This window comes from Vibrio sp. RW (assembly GCF_027587105.1).
Lineage (GTDB): Bacteria > Pseudomonadota > Gammaproteobacteria > Enterobacterales > Vibrionaceae > Vibrio > Vibrio toranzoniae.
In genome coordinates this window covers 45,991-71,664 of the sequence record NZ_JAPPTM010000012.1, presented here as the reverse complement: position 1 = coordinate 71,664, position 25,674 = coordinate 45,991, and the positions used below count along the sequence as shown (strand labels likewise).

The 25,674-nt window shown below is 44.0% G+C and carries 23 protein-coding genes; 6 read left to right on the top strand and 17 right to left on the bottom strand.

What is annotated here, in order from left to right; genetic code table 11:
* The first annotated feature begins 38 nt into the window (after nt 1-38).
* Entirely contained in the window at nt 39-833 is a 795-nt protein-coding gene (gene miaE, locus OCT63_RS12585; protein WP_269983837.1) for a tRNA isopentenyl-2-thiomethyl-A-37 hydroxylase MiaE, read from the top strand.
* Between the two features lie 101 nt (nt 834-934).
* On the opposite strand, the gene pyrF is transcribed toward miaE, so the two are convergent.
* The 11 genes from pyrF to OCT63_RS12530 form a co-directional block, all read right to left on the bottom strand.
* A complete protein-coding gene (gene pyrF, locus OCT63_RS12580; protein WP_161673434.1) occupies nt 935-1,630 on the bottom strand; it encodes an orotidine-5'-phosphate decarboxylase in 696 nt (231 codons plus the stop codon).
* A gap of 130 nt (nt 1,631-1,760) precedes the next feature.
* A complete protein-coding gene (lapB, locus tag OCT63_RS12575; RefSeq protein WP_161686164.1) occupies nt 1,761-2,936 on the bottom strand; it encodes a lipopolysaccharide assembly protein LapB in 1,176 nt (391 codons plus the stop codon).
* Nucleotides 2,937-2,947: 11 nt separating this feature from the next.
* Complete coding sequence (locus tag OCT63_RS12570; RefSeq protein ID WP_017057039.1) at nt 2,948-3,220, bottom strand: LapA family protein; 273 nt, start codon at nt 3,218-3,220, stop codon at nt 2,948-2,950.
* A 129-nt stretch (nt 3,221-3,349) separates the two neighbouring features.
* Entirely contained in the window at nt 3,350-3,634 is a 285-nt protein-coding gene (gene ihfB, locus OCT63_RS12565; RefSeq protein WP_010439923.1) for an integration host factor subunit beta, read from the bottom strand.
* Between the two features lie 121 nt (nt 3,635-3,755).
* On the bottom strand, nt 3,756-5,426 hold the full coding sequence (gene rpsA, locus OCT63_RS12560; protein ID WP_017057038.1) for a 30S ribosomal protein S1: 1,671 nt from the start codon (nt 5,424-5,426) through the stop codon (nt 3,756-3,758).
* Nucleotides 5,427-5,532: 106 nt separating this feature from the next.
* Complete coding sequence (gene cmk / locus OCT63_RS12555) at nt 5,533-6,213, bottom strand: (d)CMP kinase (protein WP_161686166.1); 681 nt, start codon at nt 6,211-6,213, stop codon at nt 5,533-5,535.
* Nucleotides 6,214-6,488: 275 nt separating this feature from the next.
* Nucleotides 6,489-7,235 (bottom strand): 3-deoxy-manno-octulosonate cytidylyltransferase, encoded by a 747-nt coding sequence (gene kdsB / locus OCT63_RS12550; RefSeq protein WP_269983836.1) that lies wholly within the window; start codon nt 7,233-7,235, stop codon nt 6,489-6,491.
* A complete protein-coding gene (locus OCT63_RS12545; RefSeq protein WP_086712203.1) occupies nt 7,235-7,414 on the bottom strand; it encodes a Trm112 family protein in 180 nt (59 codons plus the stop codon). Before OCT63_RS12545 ends, kdsB begins: the two co-directional genes overlap by 1 nt.
* A complete protein-coding gene (gene lpxK / locus OCT63_RS12540; RefSeq protein ID WP_161673436.1) occupies nt 7,395-8,402 on the bottom strand; it encodes a tetraacyldisaccharide 4'-kinase in 1,008 nt (335 codons plus the stop codon). Before lpxK ends, OCT63_RS12545 begins: the two co-directional genes overlap by 20 nt.
* Before the next feature lie 15 nt (nt 8,403-8,417).
* Nucleotides 8,418-10,166 (bottom strand): lipid A ABC transporter ATP-binding protein/permease MsbA, encoded by a 1,749-nt coding sequence (gene msbA, locus OCT63_RS12535; RefSeq protein ID WP_161673438.1) that lies wholly within the window; start codon nt 10,164-10,166, stop codon nt 8,418-8,420.
* 31 nt (nt 10,167-10,197) lie between these two features.
* Nucleotides 10,198-12,312 carry a DNA internalization-related competence protein ComEC/Rec2 gene (locus OCT63_RS12530; RefSeq protein ID WP_269983852.1) on the bottom strand — a complete coding sequence of 705 codons (2,115 nt, stop codon included), beginning with the start codon at nt 12,310-12,312 and terminating at the stop codon, nt 10,198-10,200.
* A 215-nt stretch (nt 12,313-12,527) separates the two neighbouring features.
* Here OCT63_RS12530 and OCT63_RS12525 point away from each other — a divergent pair, with 215 nt between their 5' ends.
* Nucleotides 12,528-13,040, top strand: coding sequence for a DUF2062 domain-containing protein (locus OCT63_RS12525; protein ID WP_060468055.1), 513 nt, complete (start codon nt 12,528-12,530; stop codon nt 13,038-13,040).
* A 189-nt stretch (nt 13,041-13,229) separates the two neighbouring features.
* On the opposite strand, the gene lolE is transcribed toward OCT63_RS12525, so the two are convergent.
* From lolE to lolC, 3 genes are read right to left on the bottom strand one after another with little or no spacing between them, the layout of a single operon-like run.
* Nucleotides 13,230-14,474, bottom strand: a complete 1,245-nt coding sequence (gene lolE, locus OCT63_RS12520; RefSeq protein WP_269983835.1) for a lipoprotein-releasing ABC transporter permease subunit LolE — start codon at nt 14,472-14,474, stop codon at nt 13,230-13,232.
* Complete coding sequence (lolD, locus tag OCT63_RS12515; protein WP_269983834.1) at nt 14,475-15,167, bottom strand: lipoprotein-releasing ABC transporter ATP-binding protein LolD; 693 nt, start codon at nt 15,165-15,167, stop codon at nt 14,475-14,477.
* Complete coding sequence (gene lolC / locus OCT63_RS12510) at nt 15,160-16,368, bottom strand: lipoprotein-releasing ABC transporter permease subunit LolC (RefSeq protein ID WP_161679126.1); 1,209 nt, start codon at nt 16,366-16,368, stop codon at nt 15,160-15,162. Before lolC ends, lolD begins: the two co-directional genes overlap by 8 nt.
* 227 nt (nt 16,369-16,595) lie before the next feature.
* Between lolC and OCT63_RS12505 the strand changes: the two genes are divergently transcribed.
* The 4 genes from OCT63_RS12505 (at nt 16,596) to OCT63_RS12490 (ending at nt 22,142) form a co-directional block, all read left to right on the top strand.
* A complete protein-coding gene (locus OCT63_RS12505; RefSeq protein WP_060468059.1) occupies nt 16,596-17,165 on the top strand; it encodes a hypothetical protein in 570 nt (189 codons plus the stop codon).
* A gap of 6 nt (nt 17,166-17,171) precedes the next feature.
* Nucleotides 17,172-20,633: a transcription-repair coupling factor gene (gene mfd / locus OCT63_RS12500; protein WP_161686177.1), complete on the top strand. Its 3,462-nt coding sequence runs from the start codon at nt 17,172-17,174 to the stop codon at nt 20,631-20,633.
* A gap of 63 nt (nt 20,634-20,696) precedes the next feature.
* On the top strand, nt 20,697-21,464 hold the full coding sequence (locus OCT63_RS12495; RefSeq protein WP_161686180.1) for a peptidoglycan binding protein CsiV: 768 nt from the start codon (nt 20,697-20,699) through the stop codon (nt 21,462-21,464).
* A gap of 132 nt (nt 21,465-21,596) precedes the next feature.
* Complete coding sequence (locus tag OCT63_RS12490) at nt 21,597-22,142, top strand: GNAT family N-acetyltransferase (protein ID WP_161686182.1); 546 nt, start codon at nt 21,597-21,599, stop codon at nt 22,140-22,142.
* A gap of 111 nt (nt 22,143-22,253) precedes the next feature.
* On the opposite strand, the gene OCT63_RS12485 is transcribed toward OCT63_RS12490, so the two are convergent.
* The 3 genes from OCT63_RS12485 to OCT63_RS12475 all read right to left on the bottom strand — a co-directional run bounded on the left by OCT63_RS12485 (nt 22,254) and on the right by OCT63_RS12475 (nt 25,541).
* Nucleotides 22,254-23,543, bottom strand: coding sequence for an NAD(P)/FAD-dependent oxidoreductase (locus tag OCT63_RS12485; RefSeq protein WP_060468063.1), 1,290 nt, complete (start codon nt 23,541-23,543; stop codon nt 22,254-22,256).
* A gap of 492 nt (nt 23,544-24,035) precedes the next feature.
* A complete protein-coding gene (gene ycfP, locus OCT63_RS12480) occupies nt 24,036-24,575 on the bottom strand; it encodes an alpha/beta hydrolase YcfP (RefSeq protein ID WP_161679121.1) in 540 nt (179 codons plus the stop codon).
* Between the two features lie 111 nt (nt 24,576-24,686).
* Complete coding sequence (locus tag OCT63_RS12475; protein WP_161686184.1) at nt 24,687-25,541, bottom strand: phosphotransferase; 855 nt, start codon at nt 25,539-25,541, stop codon at nt 24,687-24,689.
* Between the last annotated feature and the right edge of the window lie 133 nt (nt 25,542-25,674).

Here is a 25,674-nt window from a genome sequence, read left to right as displayed (position 1 = left end):
CGAATTTCCTTCCCCGATATAGGGAGATCTCTTCAGCTGTGATAAAATCCCGCATTATCAACAAACTTGCCCCGAACATGTATCAAGAATTATTAGATCCAATTCACTCCTTTCTTAAAGCTGAAACGCCAGATTCATGGATCGATGAAGCCAAAAAGCCAGAAAACCTGCACATCATTCTACGTGATCACATGCTTTGTGAGCTTAAAGCGGCTCAGAGCGCTCTGTTCCTTATCCGTAAGTACGCGGTTGATAAAGAGAGTGCAAAACAACTGAATGAGTGGATCCTGCCATACGAGCAGTTTGCTTATCGTCGTATCGGAGATCTAGAGTCACTTCGTGGTAAAAGCAACGTATCAAAACAAATCACAGCGAAAGATGGCTGCAATTATGGTGCAGACCTGATCGAGAAAATGGTGTTACTGATCAAAGAAGAGCTGCATCACTTATACCAAGTACTAGAATTGATGGAAAAGAAAGGCGTCACGTACCAACCGATAGAGGCGGGTCGCTATGCTAAAGGTTTAATCAAACAAGTAAAAACTTACGAGCCAGATGCTCTGGTCGATAAACTTATAATCGGCGCCTTCATTGAAGCTCGTTCTTGTGAACGCTTCGCGAAACTTGCTCCTTTCTTAGAAGAAGACATGGAGAAGTTTTACGTGTCTCTACTTCGCTCAGAAGCGCGTCACTATCAAGATTACCTTGAGTTAGCAGAGCAGATCGCAGGCAAAGATATCTCCGAGCGTATTGCTCACTTTGCGCAAGTAGAAGCTGACTTAATAACTTCAGAAGACAGTGATTTTAAATTCCATAGCGGTACTCCAGTTTAAGCTCAGCATAGTAAATCCAAACCAATTTATGTCTCATCAATAAATAAGAAGGCCAGCAAATTGCTGGCCTTCTTATTTTGCATCGCTATCTACAGATAAACTTACACAAGCGTGCCGTTGATCTCAGCAAGAACCGCTGCAGGGTCTACAGCTTGCGTAATTGGGCGGCCGATAACAAGATAGTCAGACCCCGACTCAATCGCTTTAGACGGCGTCATGATACGCTTCTGGTCACCAACATCAGCACCTACAGGACGAATACCAGGAGTCACTAGCTTAAACTCCTGACCAAGAGCGCCTTTCAGTAAAGAAGCCTCTTGTGCTGAACATACAACACCGTCTAGGCCAGAGTTTTTAGTAAGAGAAGCCAATCGCATTACTTGCTGTTGTGGTTCTAGGTCTAAACCGATACCCGCTAGATCAGACTGCTCCATGCTGGTTAGTACCGTCACACCGATTAACAACGGACGATCTTTACCATATGGTTCTAAGATTTCACGCGAAGCCGTCATCATACGCTCACCGCCACTGGCGTGTACATTCACCATCCAAACGCCTAATTCAGCGGCAGCACGCACTGCTTTTGAACATGTGTTAGGGATGTCGTGGAATTTAAGGTCTAAGAATACTGAGAAACCACGCTTATGTAATTCACGAACAAACTCAGGGCCAAACAAGGTAAACATCTCTTTGCCGACTTTTAAGCGGCAAGATGCTGGGTCAATACGATCAACAAAGGCTAACGCATCCGCTTGGTTGTCATAATCCAAGGCTACAATGATTTTTTGGTCGTTCATTTCATCTCCTAACGCAGTTAACTTTCTACAAAATATCTACTCACCTACACATAGCGGGTGATAAATAACAGTCATAAAAATGCAGCCCGAAAGCTGCAATTAAAAATTTGGTCTTAAAATGACCACAAATCTATTCACCATCAAGCCCACGAATAGGCTTGATCGTCCCCCACCCTTTACACGAAGGACAGTGCCAATACATTGAGTGTGTTGAGAAACCACACTGATGGCAACGATAATGCGGCTTAAGCTTCAATTGTTCACCCACCATAGACTGTAGAGTAGTTAAGCTTTCTTTCGCTCGGCCTTCTTCTGCTTCAGCTAGGTGGTAATCGATTAGTCGATAAAAACCTTTCATTGTTGGGTTTTTGACAAGTTGCTTAGTCAGTAGTTCTTGGGCTGACCCGACATCTTCATGGTGAGCAACCAACTGAGCAAGCATCAGTTCAGCGGATACTCCGGCTTTCTTCTGAATACAAGCTTTAAGGAACTCAACCAATTGAGCTTCCCGTCCGATCTTGTGGTAACACTCTGCAAGGGTTGGCAATACCTCACTAATAAAGTCGATATCTTGCTCGAGAACCGACTCCAGACAAGTAATTGTCTTTTGATAATCTTCGTTTGCTAAATGGAACTTACCTAAGGCAATGCTAGCACGAACACATTTAGGGTCTTCAGATAAAGCCTTCTTAAAGTGTTGAAGTGCCTTAGCGCGATTACCATCAGCTTGTTCTTGCATCGCAAGCTCACACCAAAAATGTGCAACTGTCGCACGCATCTTCACTTTCTTCTTACCGAGTTTCACTAAGATATTTCCGTAATGGATAGCTTTGTGCCACTCTCGTGTTTGCTGATAAATAGCAACCAACTGCTGTAAAGCACCCTCTTTGTGATCGGGTTCTTCGACAAGCTGTTCAAAGATCTTCTCGGCGCGGTCGAGAAAACCAGAGACCATATAGTCTTTAGCTAACTGTTGTAGTGCGAGGTTTTTCTGATCGAGAGTAAGCCCCGAACGAGAGATAAGATTTTGGTGAATACGAATAGCACGGTCGACTTCACCCCTTGAACGGAACAAATTGCCCAAGGCCAAGTGCGTATCGATGGTTTCATTGTCTACTTGAAGTAGCTCGATAAAATGATCTACTGCTTTGTCAGATTGGTCCGACAGCAGTAGATTCAAACCCGTCACATACTGACGGGAGATCTGGTGTGATTGTTTCTGTTTTTCTTGCTGAGCATTACGATTACCCATATACCAACCATAAGCAGCGGCAATTGGTAAAAGTAAGAACAGTAACTCTAACATCAAATATAGCCTTAAGCTTTAGTGGCAGCAGCTACCTGCTTTGATTGCTTATTAAGCTGTTTTTTCAAGCGATGAATTTTCAGCTGAGATCGCATGTGCATATTACCAAAGACTAACCAAGCAAGGCCAAAGCCTGAAACGAAGACCACACCTAATAAGCTGGATAAGTGGAAGTCACCTTGTGCTAGCAGATAATTGAAGTTCACAGTGGTTTGGTTCTGAGAGCCTAAAGCCAGTGCAATTAGGAAAAGTGCGATAACGGCGACTATTTTTATAATTTTCATAGTTCATCACTCATTGGTTGGTTAGCTGTACGATTATGCAGGAAAATTGCTAATCAGACCACCATATTATGGTCATAAAAAAGCGGCATACATTGTAGTATGCCGCTTTTCTTAATTCCGATAAATGGACTACAATCCTGAATTTACTCTTTCACGTAGCTCTTTACCCGGTTTAAAGTGAGGAACGTATTTACCTTCCAATTCTACCTTGTCGCCAGTCTTTGGATTACGTCCAACACGAGGTTCACGGTAGTGAAGAGAAAAGCTACCAAAACCGCGAATTTCGATTCGGTCACCACTTTCTAATGTTGAAGCCATATGCTCTAAAATGTCTTTTACAGCGTCTTCAATTTCTTTAGCAGAAAGGTGCGTTTGCTCAGCGCACAGTCTTTCAATCAATTCAGACTTAGTCATAGTTACCCTCGTTGGTTTTCTTTTTAGAAATTATAGACCTATCGGAAAAATAAGCAAAAAAAAAGGAGCCTTACGGCTCCTTTCTTAGCTATATAGCTATAATTCTCTTAATGAGAAGCTATTATTCGCCTTTAGCAGCTTTGAATGCGTCTGCCATTGCGTTACCGAACGCGCCTTCATCAGACTTGTTCAGTGAAGCCATTGCTTCTTGCTCATCAGCTTCATCTTTAGCTTTGATAGATAGGTTGATTACGCGGTTCTTACGGTCTACACCAGTGAACTTCGCTTCAACGCTATCGCCAACGCTTAGGATTAGAGATGCATCTTCGATACGGTCACGAGAAACTTCAGAAGCACGTAGGTAGCCTTCAACGCCTTCGATTAGCTCGATAGTAGCGCCTTTAGCGTCAACTGCAGTTACAGTACCGTTTACAAGAACACCTTTCTTGTTGTCAGCAACGTATGCGTTGAACGGGTCGTTTTCCATTTGCTTAACGCCAAGAGAAATACGCTCACGCTCTGCATCTACTGCTAGAACAACAGCAGAGATTTCGTCGCCTTTCTTGTATTCACGTACAGCTTCTTCGCCTGCAGCGTTCCAAGAAATGTCAGATAGGTGTACTAGACCGTCGATACCGCCTTCTAGACCGATGAAGATACCAAAGTCAGTGATAGACTTGATCTTACCAGTAACTTTGTCGCCCTTAGCTTGCATTTCTGCAAATGACTGCCATGGGTTAGCTTTACACTGTTTCAGACCTAGAGAGATACGACGACGTTCTTCGTCGATATCAAGAACCATAACCTCAACTTCGTCGCCAACATTAACAACTTTAGAAGGGTGGATGTTCTTGTTAGTCCAATCCATTTCAGAAACGTGTACTAGACCTTCAACGCCTTCTTCGATTTCAACGAAGCAGCCGTAGTCAGTTAGGTTTGTAACACGACCAGAAAGCTTGTGACCTTCTGGGTAACGCTTAGCGATTGCTACCCATGGATCTTCGCCTAGTTGCTTAAGACCTAGAGAAACACGAGTGCGCTCACGATCGAACTTAAGAACTTTAACTAGGATTTCGTCACCAACATTAACGATCTCTGATGGGTGCTTAACACGCTTCCAAGCCATATCTGTGATATGTAGAAGACCGTCAACACCGCCAAGATCAACGAATGCACCGTAGTCAGTAAGGTTCTTAACGATACCTTTAACTTCAGTACCTTCCTGTAGAGTTTCAAGAAGTTCGTCACGCTCAACACTGTTTTCAGATTCGATAACAGCACGACGAGAAACAACAACGTTGTTACGCTTCTGGTCTAGCTTGATTACTTTGAACTCTAGCTCTTTGTTTTCTAGGTGAGCAGTGTCACGGATAGGACGTACGTCTACTAGAGAACCAGGAAGGAAAGCACGGATACCGTTAAGTTCAACAGTGAAACCGCCTTTAACTTTACCGTTGATGATACCAACAACAGTTTCAGCTTCTTCACAAGCTTTCTCAAGTACGATCCAAGCTTCGTGACGCTTAGCTTTCTCACGAGAAAGTTGAGTCTCACCGAAACCATCTTCAACAGCGTCTAGAGCTACGTCTACTTCAGCACCAACTTCAACTTCAAGTTCGCCAGCAGCGTTCTTGAATTGTTCAGCAGGGATAGCAGATTCAGACTTAAGACCAGCATCTACAAGAACGAAACCGTTCTCGATAGCTACTACAGTACCTTTAACGATGCTGCCTTGTTGGAATTCAGTTTCAGATAGAAACTCTTCAAAGAGTTGAGCAAAAGATTCAGTCATTATTTAATCTTCAATAATTAAACGTCCATGGGTATCCTACCGCATGGGGTTGATAAATTCGCCGGTCATCATCCTTGCGACCAACGTTCTTACTCGCTCGGTGAAATTACCCAGCCAGCTTCGATTCAATATAGTGTAGCGCTTTTTCTACTACTTGCTCGATGTTCATCGAGGTAGAATCAAGCACAAGCGCATCCTCAGCTGGGCGTAATGGCGCAACTGGGCGATTACGATCTCGATCGTCTCGCTCTTGGATCTCGCTCAAAAGGTCGTCAAATTTAACATCTAACCCCTTCTGTTGCAACTGTTTAAGGCGGCGACTCGCGCGCTCTTCAGCACTTGCATCTAAAAATATTTTGGCTTCAGCTTCAGGAAACACAACCGTTCCCATGTCACGGCCATCAGCGACCAGACCAGGAACTGAGCTGAATGCGCGTTGACGACGAAGTAAAGCTTCACGAACGCGAGGTAAAGCAGCCACTTTTGAAGCCGCCATGCCAGTCTCTTCTTTACGAAGCTCACCAGACACGTCTTCACCTTCTAAGATAACCTTAACCAAATCGCCTTCCGCAATAAACTGCACATCTAAGTGAGTTGCAAGCGGTACTAAAGCTTCTTCTGATTCAGTATCGACACCGTGGTGAATTGCAGCTAAAGCCAGTACGCGATAGATCGCACCTGAGTCTAGAAGATGAAAGCCTAGCTTATCTGCTAGTAACATACACAGGGTACCTTTACCTGCACCACTTGGTCCATCAACCGTAATCACTGGGCTTTGAGAAGGCATCTTTTACTCCACGTTTTGTCGTAAATTTTATTCTGTACTAGCGATTCGCTACTACTTTATAGGCGGCATATTATAGAGAAAAATTGGAAGTCGAGCGAGGTAAATCTCATATAATTCAGAGTGGATGATGCATTAGCAAATACAATCGACTCAATATCCGCCAGCTTAGGCGAGTAGACACGTGCACATTTTCTATCGGCATAAAAAAGCCTCGCAATAAGCAAGGCTCATGATTTTGCATTTAGTAGAGCAAAGAAGTAGTGGCTCGAAGAAATTTAACCAATAATAGCGCGAACCGCTTCTAAGTCTTCTAGAGTATCCACCCCTGCAGAAGGCGCTTCCATTGCAACGTCTACGTGAATTTTCTCGCCGTACCACAGTACTCGTAGTTGCTCTAGACACTCAATACGTTCAAGGGTACTTGGTTCCCAATTGATGTAAGTATTGATAAAGCCCGCACGGTAAGCGTAGATACCGATATGACGCAGTAAAGGAGATTCCGCAGCTGTACCATTGTTCGCGTAGGCATCGCGATCCCAAGGAATCGTCGCACGACTAAAATACAGTGCATAACCGTCTTTATCCGTCACCACTTTTACAGCGTTAGGATTAAATACTTCATCAGCGTGAGTAATTTCTACACCTAGTGTTGCCATTGGTGCTGTGCTATTCGCCAGGTTATTTGCAACCTGATTAATAATTGCAGGTGGGATAAGAGGCTCATCACCTTGAACATTCACGATGATATGATCATCAGGAATCTTCATGACTTCAATCACTTCAGCTAAACGCTCTGTACCCGAGTCATGATTCGGTGATGTCATACAAACAGTGGCACCAAATGCTTTAACCGCTTTTTCAACTCGGGCATCGTCAGTAGCGATAATAACGTTATCAGCACCTGTCTTCATTGACTGTTCGTATACCCATTGAATCATCGGTTTTCCACCAATGTCAGCAAGTGGCTTCCCTGGCAGACGGCTCGATTGGTATCTTGCAGGTATAACAACCGTATAAGACATTACTTACCCTCATCCATCGAAACAGTGCGCGCTTCAGGCTCTAGAAGAACAGGAATTCCCTCTTTGATTGGATAAGCAAGACGGTCAATTTTACAAATAAGCTCTTGCTTATCTTTGTCAAAAGTTAGTTTACCTTTACATACAGGACAAGCAACGATCTCAAGCAGACGGTGATCCATAGTATTCCATAACCTCTTTTATTCTTTTTAAAATTTGCTGTTGCGAATCTTCATCAAACTGCGCAGAAACTGGAAGATACCACCAGTTGTCTTGAGCATATTCTTCGCATTTTACAGCGTCTTTTTCTGTCATAATCATATTCATACCTTTCTTTGCTAAGGTATGAAGTTCATCTTTATCAAAATCTTGATGATCGGAGAAGCCTTGAGTGAAAACCACATCACCATCAAGTTCGTCTAATGTTTTAAAAAAGCGTGGCGGATGGCCTATTCCTGCAAAAGCCACCAGCTTCGGTAATTCTGCTACTGACTTTTTCTGTCTAGTCTTTAGATTAACCGCTTCACTAGGCAACAAAGACATTGAGAACTCTCGCCCTTGCGCCTTTCCACCATTGTTAATCAAGAAATCGACATCATCTAAACGTGATACTGGCTCTCGCAATGGACCCAGTGGAATTAGGCTCTCATTACCGAAACGTCTTGCACCGTCAATAACTGAAAACTCAATATCGCGTTCAAGCGCATAATGTTGCAGTCCATCATCAGTGATAATGACATTAACACCTTCACTCAGCAAAGCCTTCACTGCATTTGCACGTACAGGGTCAACCGCAACAGGGCAACCGGTTCGCTTGCGGATCAAACGAGGCTCGTCACCCGAATGTTCGGCTGGCGTATTTTCATCTAGCACGAGTGGATAGTTTGGCGCTTTAGCCCCATAACCTCGAGACACCACACCAGGTTTAAAGCCATTGGCTTGCAGCATCTCAACGAGCCAGATCACAACAGGTGTTTTGCCATTACCGCCAGCGGTTATGTTACCAACAACAATCACTGGTAGAGCTGGTCGATAAGTCTCTTTTTTACCAGATAAGTACGCATCACGACGTTGACCACTGATCATTTTGAACAGCAGGCTCAATGGCCACAACAGTGGCCAAAGAAGATATTTCAACGGATGATTGTTAAACCAAATCTTTTCGATCACAACAACGACCTAATCTTATCCGCTGAACTGAATTCGATGCAGCTGCGCGTAAGCACCATCATGTTCAATAAGTTCTGCGTGCGCGCCTCTTTCTACAATTTGGCCATCATCAACCACTAAGATCTCATCGGCTTGCTCGATAGTTGATAGACGGTGAGCAATCACCAATACAGTCTTATCTTTTTGTAGCTCTTCCAATGCAGACTGGATCGCTCTTTCTGATTCAGTATCCAATGCAGAAGTCGCCTCATCAAGAATCAGCACAGGTGCGTCTCTTAATAGAGCACGGGCAATCGCAATACGCTGTCTTTGTCCACCAGAAAGGCTCGCGCCGTTTTCGCCAACAACGGTATCGATGCCATTTTCCATGCCTTCGATAAACTCACTTGCATGAGCAAGCTTAGCGGCGTGTTCGATCTGTTCGCGGGAATATTGCTCTTCTGCCGCATAAGCGATGTTGTTCGCCACCGTGTCGTTAAATAGGTGAACATTTTGAGAAACAAGAGCAAAGTGCTCACGTAGGTTTCTCAATTCGTAATCACGAATATCGTGTCCATCAAGCTCGATAGAGCCCGAATCTACGTCATAGAAACGAGTAAACAGGTTAGCGATAGTACTCTTGCCCGAACCAGACCGGCCAACAAGAGCGACCGTCTTACCTTTCGGAATATTGAAACTCACCTTATCAAGTGCAGGTTTCTCTGCACCATCATAAGTAAACGTCACATCTTTTACAGCAACCTCACCAGTTACCGTTTTAGGCTTCAACGTACCGGTGTTTTGCTCAGTATCTAGATCCATCAAACCAAATAACGTGGTACTTGCTGCCATACCGCGTTGGAATTCAGATGTTACGTTCGTTAGCGCTTTTAGTGGACGCATTAAACCAAACATCGCAGAGAACACAACCGTGAAGGTACCCGGCGTTAGCTCTGCCTTGATCGAATCAACACTAGCAAGCACAAGAACCACCACAATCGCAACCGAAGCAATCATCTGAATAATCGGGTTCGCAGCGGCTTGAGCGGTGATCAACTTCATGCTTTGTTGACGCATCTGGTTGCTCACCTTATCAAAGCGGTGCTTTTCTAGATCTTGACCACCGTATGTTAGAACAACTTTATGCCCCTTCAGCATTTGTTCTGCTGAAGAAGCAACATGGCCCATGCTGGTCTGCATGTTTTTCGAAATCTTCCGGAATCGCTTCGAGACGATGCCAATCGCCCACGCCACAAGAGGGGCGACAGCAAACAACACTAAAGACAACTGCCAACTATTCCAGAACATCAGTGTCAACAAGCCAATAATACTTGCACCTTCACGTACAATACTAACTAAAGCCTTACTCGTTGCGGCAGACACTTGCTCTGAGTCATAAGTAATTCGAGATAGCAATGCGCCCGTCTGCTCTTTATCGAAGAAAGAAACTGGCATATGCATGAAGTGACTAAATATTTTACGACGAATTTCCATAACCACGTTGCCAGAAACCCAGCTCAAGCAATAGGTTGAAACGAAACCGCTGACACCACGAATAAACATCATGGCAAAAACAATGAAAGGAAGTGTACGTAGAAAATCAGACTCAGCGTTGCCAAAGCCTTCATCAAGTAAAGGTTTTAGCAAGGAAATCATATAGGTATCAGAGACGGCATTAATAATAAGCGCAATAACCGCAACACCGAGGCCAGCCTTATATAGTCGAATATAAGTCCAAAGTCTTTTAAATGTGACCCAGGTGGTTTCATCTGTTTGTGTTGACATAAAATCGCTTAATTTTCTCACAATAATCTATCTATTCTACTCCCTTACGAAGCATCTGCCTATACCACTGCCCACCTTGTTGTTCTCTAATCGTATGATATTTCCAACCTTCCTGATTGACAGTGATGGTTATTTGGCCACTTTCTCCTGTATCAAGCCAAACACTGCCCACATCTCGATAACGTTCAATAACAGATGAGTTTGGCATCCCCCACTGATTACCTTTTGCTAAAGAAGCGATTGCCACTTGAGGTGAAACCGCCTCGAGAAATCGAGTAATAGAAGACGTGTCGCTACCATGATGCGGGACCAGCATCACATCGCTCTCAAGCCGTTCTCCTTCACGAGAAAGTAACCACTCACTGACGAGTTCAATATCACCAGTTAGCAACATAGAGAACCCTGAACTGGGCTCTGATACTCTTACCACACAAGAATGTGGATTATACGCTCTCTCCACGCGTTCAGGAGGCCAAAGAACTTCAAAAACAACATTTTGCCAAGTCCAAACTTGCCCGATAGTACATGCTCGAAGATTAGATTCCGCTGGTGCATTTGTGCTTTGACTAGTTCTTATCCACTTTGGATCGTAATAGCCAAGTAACGCCGGATAACCACCAGCGTGATCAGAATCAAAATGACTCACAATCACCCCATCTAGTTCGTTAATCCCCCTTCGATTTAATGTAGGGATAAGCAAAGATTCGACAATCGAGCCACCGGCCCACACATTACCAAGGTCGTAAACCACAACTTGATTATTCTTTTCCAGAACCAATGATAACCCGTGTCCGACATCCAAAATGTCGATGGTTAATCTATCCTGCTTAAGGCTGATCGACTCCCACCACAGCACAAACACCGCAATGACGAATATCGATAGAGCCTGTTTAAGGTACTTGTTAATGAAACCAAAGAATAAAATGAGAAACACAGACAACGCCATCGTGTGATCATCAACTTGAATCCAAAAACGTTTAGAAAAAGGAAGGCTATAAACCAGAGGCTCAAGCGACAAGTCAACCAACGTCCAAAGTTGATCAGCAAGAACGTTTGCCATCAGTGCAATACTACTTGCCCAAAGTGCTGATTCAGATAATAGGCTGATAAACATTGCCGAAAACAGCAATGGGATCGTCACTATCGAAACCCACGGCAAAAGGAGTAAGTTATAAAAAACAGAGACTAAACTGACTCCTTTAAAGAACAGTATAGAAAGGGGAGCAATCAGTATCGTCAACATTAGTTGAATCTTAGTAAGGGTTAACCCTCGATTCATCAATGTAAGATTTGAAGATGATGAATTATTATTTAGAGCAATATAAAGAACCACCCCTAGTGCGCCAAAGGATAACCAAAAGCTACTCGACAAAACTGAAAACGGCCATATAAGTAAAACAACGCATAAGCTTAAAGTAACATACCGAATCACGCCTATATTTTGACCCCGCCACAAAAAATAGCTCGCAACAACACACATCACCAAAGCCCTCAGCGTTGGCAACGTAAACCCAGCAAACCAACTGTAGAAATACGCCAACCCAAGTCCTAGTAACGTCGGTAACCAAAGAAGCTGAGGTGATAATAACCTAGCGAGCTTTCCCAGTTGATAACCGATCCCAAAAGCAATGCCAATATGAAGTCCTGAAATGGCCACTAAGTGGATCAACCCACTGCTTTTCAGTAAATCCCAACGTTCAGGGAGGATAAGTTCTCGATAACCAAAACCTAAAGCCATCATGAGATCTCTATTCTCCAATTGATTTAACCTTTGAAGGCTATTTTCAAACCACTTGGATCGTAAATTCGTACTAGAATAGATTCGATATTTGGTACCCGCTCTGTAAGTTGCATTGGCAACAATACCAGTGCTAAACAGATATTTTTCTAAATCAAATCCCGCCTCATTGAGTTTGCCCCACACCGGTTTTATTGAAACGGACAAATGGACACTATCTCCAAGCGTCAACTTGAAAGGTGTAAATAACCTCAATTTTATCAATTGAGGGAAGATTAGTTTTTCGCCACCAATTGATCTAGCTACTATTACACTTTCAAAACCATGGCTATTTTCACTAAAAAGGCTAACAACCGAAGCATTTATGGTAGTATTCTGTCCTGATTGAAATAATCGACCTGTCTGCATTTCAATCGCATTCCCTAGGCAGATAACTAGTATCAATGCTGTTACTGAACCTCTTGCACTCCGGAAAACGCTATACTTTGTTGACGTTATAAGTAATAACATCATCAATGGTGCCCCAACCCAATGTGGCATCACAGGCCAAAAGCTTGCTGACACAGCTGTCGCAGCAAATGAAATCAAGAACCAAGTGTTAAACAAGAGAGTAGCTTCCTCCTATGCCAAGAAAGTTTATCAAACGATTTATGCCTGACCATGAGCTCATCAAGCGTCAGAAAGCATTGAAAGTTTTTGGCAATGTTTTGTACAACCCCAACTTGTGGTGTCTTAATCGTCGCTCTGCGGCTGGTGCGTTCGCTGTTGGGTTATTCATGGCGTTTGTCCCTCTACCAAGTCAAATGATTATGTCTGCAGGCCTTGCCATTGCGTGTGGCGTTAATCTGCCATTGGCTGTTGCACTCGTTTGGATAAGCAACCCAGTCACCATGCCTGTACTCTTCTACTTTGCTTATAAAGTAGGGGCTTTTATTATGCATGTACCACCTCAAGAATTTCATTTCGAACTGTCGTGGGACTTCATTTTGGCGCAAATGAGTACTATAGGACCTCCATTCCTATTAGGTTGTCTAATTTGTGGCGTGGTTTCAGCAATGATTGGCTACTTTGGCATTCGTGGCTTATGGCGCTATTCAGTAGTAAGAAGCTGGAAGAAGCGAAAAGCTAGGTATTAAACCTAACCTTGTATGTGCCTTACTTAAAACGCATACAAGCAAAAATCAGATGAACAACTAACCTCTGCAATATTGGCATGTAAGGAAAGTTGTAAGAAATGCAGTTTGAATTCAATAAAAAAGGATCCCATCGGGGGATCCTTTTTTGCATCTGGAGCAAGACGATTTATTTGTTACTAGAAACGGACGTTATTTAGAACTAAGCACCGAGGCCGGATTTAACTTGGCTGCTCGTGATGCTGGGTACCATGTAGCAAGTACACTCAAAGTAATTGCAGTACCTGAAACCACAACAACATCAATCATATTGAGTTGTGATGGCAAAAAATCGACGAAGTAGATATCACCAGACAAAAACTGATGATCGAGTAACCTTTCAAGCCCTTTAATAAGAGTCGTTAGGTTAAGTGCTACCAAAACGCCTACCGCACTACCAACCAAGCTGCCTAATACACCAGAAAACACACCCTGCCATACAAAAATGCGTTTCACCAAACCGTTCGATGCGCCCATGGTTCTTAAAATAGCGATCTCTGATGCTCTATCTTTTACCGACATCATCAATGTCGAAACAATGTTGAAACAAGCCACACCAATAACCAGTACCATGACCAGATACATAATGGTACGCACCAATTGGATATCACGATATAAGAAACCGAATTTCTGTTGCCAGCTACGCAGATATACATAGACATCAAGCTGATTACCAACCTCACGGACAATAGAATTCGCGTTCAAAACATCGGTGACTTTCAATGAAACTCCAGTGACCGCCTCACCTAAGTTTGCGTAAACTTGTGCATCACCAATCGGGATTAGAGCCAAGCTGTGGTCTATCTGTCCATTAAGAGTCAGCAAACCAACGACTTTAACTCGAACACGTTTTGGCGCTTGAACCTTCACCGTACCGTTCACCGTCGGAATCATCAGGGTTAGGTAATCGCCGACTTTAGCGCCAAGCACATTCGCGACACCAGAACCTAAGATGATCTGCTGTTGCCCCGCTTTGAATTCACTCCAAGCGTGTTTGTCGATGAAGTTAGACAGGCTTGATACTTCTTGTTCACGTTTAGGGTCAACACCGCGCACTTCAATTGCTTTCAGCTCTTTGCCCTTTTCAGCAAGTGCTGTAATTTTCACATAGGGCGCTGCTGTCACAACCTTGTCGTGTTGCTCAGACTGTGTAATCACATGCTCCCAGCGAGTGACTGGTTCATTCACCCCCTCAAACTCACCGTGTGGAATAACAGAAAGCACGCGCGATTCAAGCTCACGCTCGAAACCATTCATGGCCGACAAACCAATAATGATCACCGCCACACCAACCGCAATACCGATCGTCGAAGACAAAGAGATGAACGAGACCATCTTGTCTCGTTGTTTAGCTCGGCTAAATCGACCACCTATCAATAGAGATAAAGAAGAAAACACTTAGCTCTCCTCTGTTTCTACGTTAACCAGTAAACCATCTTGCATGTGCAGTTGGCGGTCCATCTTGCCAGCTAGCTCACCATCATGAGTCACCACCAAAAAGGCAGTATCGTATTCACAGTTGAGCTCACGCATTAAGTCGTAAATAGACAGGGCGGTATTGTGGTCAAGGTTACCTGTCGGCTCATCAGCCAAAACTAAAGCAGGTTTATTCACCAATGCACGAGCAATTGCCACACGCTGTCTTTCACCACCAGAAAGCTCTGAAGGTCGGTGATCAACACGATGGCTTAACCCAACCTTATCAAGTAACAGCTGAGCTTCTTGTTTTGCTTTCGCAGGTTTCTCGCCACCAATAAGCAACGGCATTGCTACATTTTCTAACGCAGAAAAATCAGAAAGAAGATGATGGAATTGATACACAAAACCAAGATGTTGATTACGAAGTTTTGCTTGCTTATTCGAACTCAAAGACGACAAGTCCTGACCTAGAAAGCTCACACTACCAGCTGAAGCATCATCTAACGCACCTAGGATATGCAGCAAGGTACTCTTACCTGAGCCAGAGGTACCGATAATAGAAACCAGCTCTCCTTTTTCGATTTCGAAGCTCACTCCCTTGAGTACCTCTGTATCTAACAAGCCTTCGCGGTACGTTTTACGGATATCATTACATTGAAGAAAATTACTCATAACGAAGGGCCTCAGCAGGTTTTACAGACGATGCACGATAAGAAGGGAAAACCGTAGCAATTAGGCTAAGTGCAATAGCCAATACCACAACAACGGCGATTTGAATTGGATCAATCATGACTGGCAGCTGGCCACCAAATGAGAACAGAGCGACACCGAGCGCTTTTAAAAGAGTATTGAGGTTCATTGCTAATACAACACCTAACACGCCCCCCGATAACGCACCAATCACTCCACTACTTGCACCTTGAACCATGAATGTCCCCATCACTTGACCGTCGGTCATTCCTTGGGTCTTAAGAATAGCAACTTCAGATTGCTTCTCCATCACCACCATAATCAGCGCAGAGATAATATTAAATGCAGCAACACCAATGATCAGCCCAAGCATCAAGCCCATCATGTTCTTTTCCATTCTCACGGCTTGGAATAGTTCGCCACGTTGGTCACGCCAGTCACTCCACAACCAGCCTTCAGGTAGCGATTGGTTTGATAGTTCTGCCACTTCAAACGGGTCATCAAAAAACAGTCGCCAACCTGAAATCGTGTCAGACTTATAACGCATCAAACGACCTGCATCTTGAATGTTACTGACCATGAGCTGAGCATCAATATCCGAACCCGTATTAAAGATACCAGCTACCGTGAAATTTCGTTGGCTTGGAATACGCCCTAACGGCGTGTATTGACTAGCACTCGTGACCATTAAGCGAACTTTATCGCCCATCGAGACTTTCAAGTTTCTCGCCAAAGTATGACCAAGGAACAGCTGATACTGCCCAGCTTGGAGTGAAGACAATCTACCGGCAATCAAGTGATTCTGAAGAGGGTCATCTGAATTAGGTTCAATGCCAATTAACAGACCCGCAGATAATTGAGCAGGGCTTTGTATCACCGCTTCACTACGAACAATCGGTTCAACGTGACCATTGAGCGACATTTGCTCTGCAAAGCTAGGGGCTTGAGCAGCAAGTGACGTTGTGCCTCCTTGCTCATAAACGACGGCTTGAGGGAGCACGCCAAGAATTCGGTCTTTTAACTGCGCTTCGAATCCATTCATTACCGATAACACAGTAATCAAAGACAGCACACCAATGGTAATACCCGCCGTCGACATATAAGAAACAAAACGGCTAAAGCGATCACCTGAACGGCCTTTTAAATAACGCAGGCCAACAAACATTGAAATAGGATGAAACATACTTTGAACCATCAAAAAGGGATGCGGGTTAATGTAACGGGTATTACTGTTACTGTGTAGGGGGTAATTGAAAATATAGAGTGAATTAACTCAATTAGTTAGGCTTGAAAAACAGAACCTTGTCAAATAGTGATATTTCAAACAACTATTTAAGACTTTCAATTAACTGACCTTGATTACTGCGGCCACATAGCGATAATCAATAGATCACTTCAAGGAACTAACGCATGACAGAACAAGAGTTTTTCACCGTTCACCACAGCCTTACCGCTAATATAGAACCAATGGAAAGTAACTTCACTTTACCCTCTCAAATTCAGTTCGAATCCGAGATCCCTGCCCCTTTTGTTGTGGCGAGTGAATTTAGCCAATTGGACCTGTTAGCCGACAGTGCTCGCGCAGAACTGAAAAACAGCGACTTGAAGAATGTCACCAGTTTATTGGATGCACAAAACTCTAAATTAAACCTCTTGTTGAGCTTTATGCTATCGCAGCAAGATGATGAGAAATTTCGTACACACACCTACTCTTTTGGTGCGAGTCAGTTCTCTTGTTTTTCCAAAACAGATATCGAAGCAGGTCGCTTAGTTAAAGCTAAGCTATTTATCGAGCACCCTGCCGCCGCTATTTATTGCTACGCGGAAGTCTTCGCCAGCGAACCTAAAGATTCAGGCTTCGAAATCAAATTTAAATATGCTCATCTTCGCGATACTGACCAAGACTTACTGATCAAGGCTGCACTTCATCAACAACAGAAGCTCTTACGTCAACGCTCTCTAGAACGAGATAACAAGTAAATTAACATGACCAAACAATCTATTTTTACACTACCTACACTCAAAGGAGCCGGTGACAAGAAGCACATCGGTAACCTAGTCGGTTCCTCTCTCGCTCTAGCCATCGCTAAACTCGCAGAGCAACACAACAGCCATACTGTACTTGCAGTGCCAGACCCACAAGTCGCACTTAAGCTACAGTCTGAAATAGAACAATTTACAGCGCATGAAGTCGCACTATTTCCTGATTGGGAAACACTGCCATACGACAGCTTCTCACCGCACCAAGAGATCATTTCAGATCGTATCGCACGCCTTTATGCCTTACCGACGCTAAAAGATGGTATTACGATCGTGCCGATCAGCACGCTATTGCAACGTCAATCACCGCGTGACTTTTTGCTGCAACACACCCTAATGGTCAAAACAGGCGACCTCTATTCACTAGAGAAACTGCGCCTGCAGCTTGAAAAGTCCGGCTATCGCTATGTTGACCAAGTATTCGGGCCAGGTGAATACGCAAGCCGTGGTTCTATTCTCGATCTGTTCCCGATGGGCAGTAAAGATCCGTACCGTATCGACTTCTTCGATGATGAGATCGATACCATTCGTACTTTCGATCCCGAGAATCAACGCTCTATCGAAGACATCTCTGAGATTCGCCTGTTACCTGCTCATGAATTCCCAACTTCAGAAACGGCGATTGAAGATTTCCGCATTCGTTGGCGCCAACAATTTGATGCGCGCCGTGAACCGGAATCGGTTTATATGCAAGTATCTAAAGGCACATGGCCTGCTGGTATTGAATATTGGCAACCGCTGTTTTTTGACCACACCGAAACCTTGTTCGATTACATTGCCGATGAAGCGCAACTCTTGGTACTTGGTGACGTAGAAGCAGCTGTCGACACTTTCCTCACAGATGTTGCTCACCGATACGAGCAACGCGGTGTTGATCCACTTCGACCATTACTGACACCAGAACAGCTTTGGTTGAAGAAAGACGAACTGTTCGCACACTTCAAACAGAAGCCACAAGTCAACCTGAGCTTAGAGCCGATTGACGAGAAAGCCGGCCGCACCAATTTGCCGGTCGTGCCACTGCCAGACCTCAGCGTTCAACATCAAAATAAAGAACCTTTATCTAACCTCAGGAAGTTCACCGAAGTCTTTGAAGGCAAAGTGGTCTTTTCGGTTGAATCTGAAGGTCGTCGTGAAGCGCTTAGTGAATTACTTCGTGGCATTAAAGTACGGCCAAGCGAAGTCGAAAACCTCGATGCAGCGATTAAAGCCAAAGACAAATTCAGTCTTATATTAGGTTCAGCTGAACACGGGTTTATCCATGAAGAGCAAAACATCGCGCTTATCTGTGAAAGCGACTTACTTGGCGATCGCGTTATACAGCGTCGTAAGAAAGATCAGAAAAGCGTAAACAGCGACACCGTAATCCGTCACTTAGCGGAACTTAAACCGGGTCAGCCTGTTGTTCACATTGACCACGGCATTGGTCGCTACATCGGCCTGCAAACACTTGAAGCCGGCGGCATGAAAACCGAATACGTGACCCTTGAGTATCAAAACGATGCCAAGTTATATGTGCCTGTTGCGTCTTTGAACTTAATTGGGCGCTACTCTGGTGGCGCTGAAGATTCTGCACCGCTACATAAACTCGGTGGCGAAGCGTGGCAAAAAGCTCGTAAACGCGCCGCAGAGAAAGTCCGTGACGTTGCAGCAGAACTACTTGATGTTTACGCCAAGCGTGAGTTGAAACCGGGCTACAAATTTGTATTGGATCGCGGTCAATACGCAACCTTCAAATCTGGCTTCCCGTTTGAAGAAACCGACGACCAAGCGATGGCAATCAATGCGGTTATGTCTGACATGTGCCAAGCAAAAGCCATGGATCGCTTGGTTTGTGGTGATGTTGGTTTTGGTAAAACAGAAGTGGCGATGCGCGCGGCATTCGTGTGTACCGATAACAGCAAACAAGTCGCTGTATTGGTACCGACAACACTACTTGCTCAGCAACACTTTGAAAATTTCCGCGACCGTTTCGCGAACCAACCGATACGTGTCGAAGTACTGTCTCGATTTAAGTCAGCGAAAGAACAGAAATTGATCATGCAAGATGTCGCCGACGGTAAGGTTGATATCTTGGTTGGCACTCACAAGCTACTGTCGAGCGATATTAAATTCAAAGACCTTGGTTTACTGGTTGTCGATGAAGAACACCGCTTTGGCGTACGTCAGAAAGAGAAAGTGAAAGCGATGCGTGCCGATGTTGACATCCTAACCCTCACCGCAACGCCAATTCCACGGACATTGAACATGGCAATGAGCGGTATGCGCGACTTGTCAATCATCGCAACACCGCCAGCACGACGCTTGGCGATAAAAACCTTCGTCCGCGAGAGTGATGATGCCATCGTAAGAGAAGCGGTACTTCGTGAAATCATGCGTGGTGGTCAAGTTTACTTCCTGCATAACCAAGTCGACACGATTGAAAAGACGGCTGAGTCACTGCAAAAACTGATTCCAGAAGCGAGAGTCACCGTGGCTCATGGCCAGATGCGTGAACGCGAACTAGAGCGCATCATGAATGACTTTTACCATCAGCGCTTCAATCTTCTGGTGTGTACAACCATCATCGAAACCGGTATTGATGTTCCGACAGCAAATACCATATTGATGGACAGAGCCGATCACCTTGGTTTGGCACAGTTGCATCAATTGCGTGGTCGTGTGGGTCGTTCTCACCACCAAGCTTATGCTTACTTACTAACGCCACATCCGAAAGCAATGACCAAAGATGCGATTAAGCGACTAGACGCGATTGCTTCACTTGAAGACTTGGGCGCGGGCTTCACCTTAGCAACTCACGATTTAGAGATTCGTGGTGCAGGTGAGCTATTGGGTGATGAGCAGAGTGGTCAGATTCAGTCGGTTGGCTTTACATTGTACATGGAGATGCTTGAGCAAGCAGTAGAGGCATTGAAAGAAGGTCGCGAGCCTTCACTTGATGACCTATTGCGTGAGCAAACTGAGATTGAAATGCGCTTGCCTGCTCTATTGCCAGATGACTATATTCCAGACATCAACACGCGTCTATCGACCTACAAACGTATTGCGAGCGTGAGTGATACCGATGAGTTGGCTGAGCTTAAAGTTGAGTTGATCGATCGCTTCGGTATTCTTCCAGATGCCACCAAGAACTTATTGTCAGTTTCTGAGCTTAAGTTAGCGGCTGCGTCAATTAAAGCAAAGAAAATTGAGGCTCACGATAAGGGCGGATTCTTAGAATTCTACCCGGATGCTGACATAAACCCGGCCTACCTTGTTAAAATGTTGCAATCTCAACCGCAAAAGTTTTCAATGGAAGGACCAACTAAGTTCAAGTTTACGATACCATTGGTCGACAGACGGAAACGAATTCAATTTGTTAGTGATTTATTGGGCGAATTCAGACAGAACTTGCTGCCTTCAACATAAGACCCAATCCACTTGCACATATAAATTATCCAGCCGGTACTTCGGCTGGAAGACGGAGTAAAAATGAAAAGACTGATCCCGCTGCTACTATTGTTCGTCTCACTGCCAAGTTTGGCACAGAGACAATTTGATATAGAAGTGATCATTTTTAAGCGCGCTGTTGATGCAGAAAAAGTAAATGAATCTTGGCCAAACACACAGACTAAGATTTCACTTGAGCGCGTTGGTTCATTTCAAGATACCCAATACCGAGCGAAGAAAGGCGTGCAGATGCTTCCTTACTCGGAGTACAAATTAACACCTCAGAAAGATAAGCTACGTAAACACGCAGGCTTTGAAGTTCTGATGCATACTGCTTGGCGTCAAGGCGATCAAGGTAAGAGCTCAGCACCTGTTTTCCATATTCAAGCAGGTAAAGACTTCTCTAAACAGTTTAATGCCGACGGCTCTGAGAAAGGTGCGGTCACTGCATCAAACCCAGATGGCTTCCAAGAAGAAACCATTGATAAGCCGCTTTACGAATTAGATGGCAAGCTACAAATCTACGTACAGCACTATCTATATGCTGAAACGACGCTGGATTTAAAAGCGCCAAGCGTTCGTGAAGTGACGCTGCAAGAACAACAAATCGAGCTAGATTCACCAGTAAGTGGTGCAGAGAGCAATGTTCAAGTCGGTAACCTCACCGAGATCTCTCCGACTGTTGAAGTAGAAGAATTCCTTAAGAGCTACCGCATGGATCAAAAACGTCGTATGCGCAGTACCGAAACTCACTACCTTGACCACCCACTTCTTGGGATGGTGATTCAAGTTCGACGTGTAGCACAATAAGTCGATGTAAAATAACTTAAGTTATATTAATTCAATACGCCCTCCATTGTGAGGGCGTTTTATTAAGTACAACCCATATTCACACGTACTTACTGCCCTTACCTAACATTTACACATTCTTCGGTACTTCTTATGAGCCCTGATTTTCAGATCAATACACAGCACCTTAACCTCAAAATCATTGAAGCCTCAGATGCTCAAGAATTTTCTCAGCTGGTAAAGTCCTCCCCTAGCTTGCTTCCATGGGTAGACTGGTGCCACGATGAGTTTTCTATCGTCGAAGCCGAGAAGTTCATTCTGGCAACTCGCTTAAATTGGGTCAAAGCAGAGGCGTTTGGATTTGGTATCTTTGAGCGAAGAAGCGATAAGTTAGTCGGTATGGTTGCGATCAATGAGCTTTATCACACCTTTAATATGGCGAGTGTAGGCTATTGGGTGGGTGACGATTTTCAGAGGAAAGGGATAGCCAAAGAGGCCATACTAGCCCTGTTTGAGTTTTGCTTCGCACAATTGAAGTTAACTCGCCTAGAAATCGTCTGTGATACAGAAAACCTACCAAGTCAAAGGTTGATTGAGAAATGTGGCGCCGAACGAGAAACCATCGCCAAGAATCGCTTTATCTTTAATGGAAAGCCGAAAGATGGCGTGGTTTACTCGGTATTACCGCCAGCGGCTTAACCGTTATAACTCAGTGATAAGCGTAGATATCACTAAACTGACACGATCAAAAAAGAGCTCCGAAGAGCTCTTTTTTATTATCAGCGTAATGCCCTTAGAAGGCTTATCTGATTAGTGAAGCTTTAAGTTTGGACGAAGTACACGGTTAATACGGCCAACTAACATCATCAACGATGTTTTGATTAATCCATGAAGCGCCATTTGATGCATACGGTACAAAGATATATAAACTATACGAGCTATACGACCTTCAACCATCATAGAGCCTTTGGTTAGGTTACCCATCAAGCTACCTACCGTAGAGAAACGGCTTAATGAAACAAGCGACCCTTTATCTTTGTAGATGTAATCTTTCAGGTCACGACCATTTAGTTTGGCAATAATATTGCTGAATGCACAACTTGCCATTTGGTGGGCTGCTTGTGCACGCGGTGGAACGAATGAACCATCGGCTTGTGTACATTGTGCCAAGTCACCGATAGCAAAAATGTTATCATCATACGTAGTTTGCAGAGTGTTTTTTACAACCAATTGGTTAATACGATTCGTCTCAAGACCACCAATATCTTTCATGAAATCTGGTGCTTTGATACCTGCAGCCCAAACCATTATTTGCGCTGGGATCTTGTCACCATCTTTGGTTGTTAAGCCATCAGCATCCGCTTGCGTCACCATAGTATTAGTACGAACGTTTACACCAAGCTTCGTTAGCTCAGAGTGTGCAGCACTTGAAATACGAGGAGGAAGAGCAGGGAGAATGCGCTCACCCGCTTCAATAAGATTCACGTTCAACTTACTTGAGTCTAGGTCGCCAAAGCCGTAAGTACGAAGCTCTTTAACCGCATTGTGTAGCTCTGCAGAAAGCTCTACGCCTGTCGCTCCCGCACCAACAATCGCAATATCAACGGTCCCTTGACCGTTTTTAGCGTGAAGCTTCAAGAACTGATTGTTCATCTCTGTACGGAAACGGTGAGCTTGCTCTGGGCTATCAAGGAAAATACAGTTGTCACGAACACCTGGAGTATTGAAATCATTTGACGTGGATCCTAGCGCCATCACTAGGATATCGTATTCGAGCTCACGGCTTGGCATAAGCAGTTCACCGTGATCATCTTTAAACTCGCTTAGAGCAATGACTTTACGCTCACGATCGATGTCGTTCAGGCTGCCCATTTGGAAGTCAAAGTAGTGGTTTTTTGCATGCGCGCGGTAACTCAATGCATCAACACCTTCATCTAACGATCCAGTTGCTACTTCATGAAGTAATGGCTTCCACAGGTGACTCGCTTTGCGGTCTACCAAGGTAATCTGGGCACGTTTTTTACGACCTAAGGTACGACCGAGTTTCGTTGCTAGCTCTAAACCACCAGCACCACCGCCTACTACGATAATTTTTGTCACAATGACAATCCTCTACAAAATGAATAAATGGGGTTCGGCTCGATTACTCCAACCGATAAATTCTATATGTCTACTCGGCCTACCTTCAAAGGTTACGGCTTATTTGATAACTGTGATAATGGCTGACAACAGCTCACGAGTAGTTAGAGGGGTTTCAAATAACAAATGCATTTCTGTTATTCTGCTCACGTGGGTAAAACTAAAAGGTGTCGACCTTCGAGGAAGAACACAAATAATGGGCAAGTTTTTCACTCGCTCTCAATTTTTTTTGATATTTGTCAAAATATTTTTCTTGTGAACATTATATATAGCAAAAAGATGACCGCAACAATAATCCTTAACCTTAATGAGGATTCGCAACGAATGAGCTAACGTTTGAACAGCTCATAATCAAACATACATCAACATCTAGAAAAAGAGTCCCTCATAGTTTAGATATAAAAAAGCAGCACTCGATTAAGTACTGCTTTTTTAGAAAATAGAATAGAGTGATTAAGCGTTTTTGAAAGCACTTATTGTCTGAAGGTGCTGAGAAATTTTTTTGAACTTATGGCTCTCTTTCTCATCCCAAATAACTTCGTAGTAGTCTTCAAGCGCAGCTGCGGTCTTTGTATTATCATGAATTTCATCAGCACGAGAAAGTATAACTAAACAACGTCCTTTATTCTTCATACGATACTGAGCAACACACTTAGTTGCGATATCTTCGTATTCTTCAGGGCGATCTATTCGGCCAACCATGTTGATCTCAGGTTCCAAATTAGGGTTGAACAATACCTGCTTGATCCCACACAAAAAACCAATACGCTCCGACCAAAAACCACCTAGACCCACGCCACAAATGATTGGATGTGGATCATCGGATTGCTCTATCACTTTATGCACTTCTTTAAGTAAGTGTTGCATATCGTGTTTGGGGTGCAAAGTACTGTAGTTAATAAAACGAACATCATCATCAATGAATTGCAGCTGCAATATCTTTTCGTGATTGCCGGGACTCGTAGAGTCGAAGCCATGCAGGTAAATAATCATTTGTACCTCCCTTATTGAATACTGGTACGCTTAGATTAATCTAACATGAAAAGTAAGGTTTTAAAGTAAAGAGAAATAAAATTAGATTTTTTTCACTTCCTAAACGTGATCCTAATTACAGAAAGTGCGGCTAAGATCTTCCGCTTCCTCTACGTAGCTACCGTCACCCCATAACTGATGTGCCAATAAATACCACAGCATTGCCATCATTCGACAGCGTGGTAACCATTGCTCTACCCCGTCCACCCAAGTCTGCACATCATGGATGTCTCGCAGCTGACAATACTGATGAACGGCTTCAGTGACAGACGAACCGGCAATAGAGATGGTTAAAGCCAAGTCTAGTCTTGGGTCTGCCAACGCTGCGTATTCCCAATCAATGATTTTAATTCCGTCGCGACTCTTCACGAGGTTATAACCACCAAAATCAAAATGACACAGAGATAAACCAACACTTGAGATGTTCGGAGCTGATCGCCATTCTTGATAAATAGTAGTATAGGTTTCGTCCTTGTGTGCATCATCAAGTTGAAGCCAGTAATGGTCAACTCGTGCGGTGAAGCTAAATGGTTGAAGTGGTAGTCGCTTGGTATTAACTAAATGCACCGATGTGAGTGTTTTTAAGAGGTGATATAGGTCTAGCCCCTCATATAACGTATCGCCTGCTACCCACTCGACTAGTAACCCGTGCTGATTAACCAGTATTGGGCTTGGGCCAATACCAAGACGTTCTATGGTAGACAATACTTGGTACTCTTCATGACGAGAGATAAAAAAAGCGTTAGTGATCGGCGTAATCGGGCGCCAAACATACGCTTTCTCGTCTGCGGAAACTAATTTCCAACATCGATTAGTCAAACCGCCTGTTAAGGTCTGCGCCCTGATTGGTGGCTCAGAAAAGTAGCCATCAAGCGAACTCAGGCTGGTATCAAGAAGCTTAGCCTCAGACCAAGAAAAAATTGCCATTGTTTATTCCCTATAAACGTCTTCAGTTCTTACAAAAAAGACACTGACCAAAAGCCAGTGTCTCTTCATAAAACAGCATTTGATCTGTTGTATTGGCGTATGGCCAAGCTAAACACTGTCAATACTGGCTGCG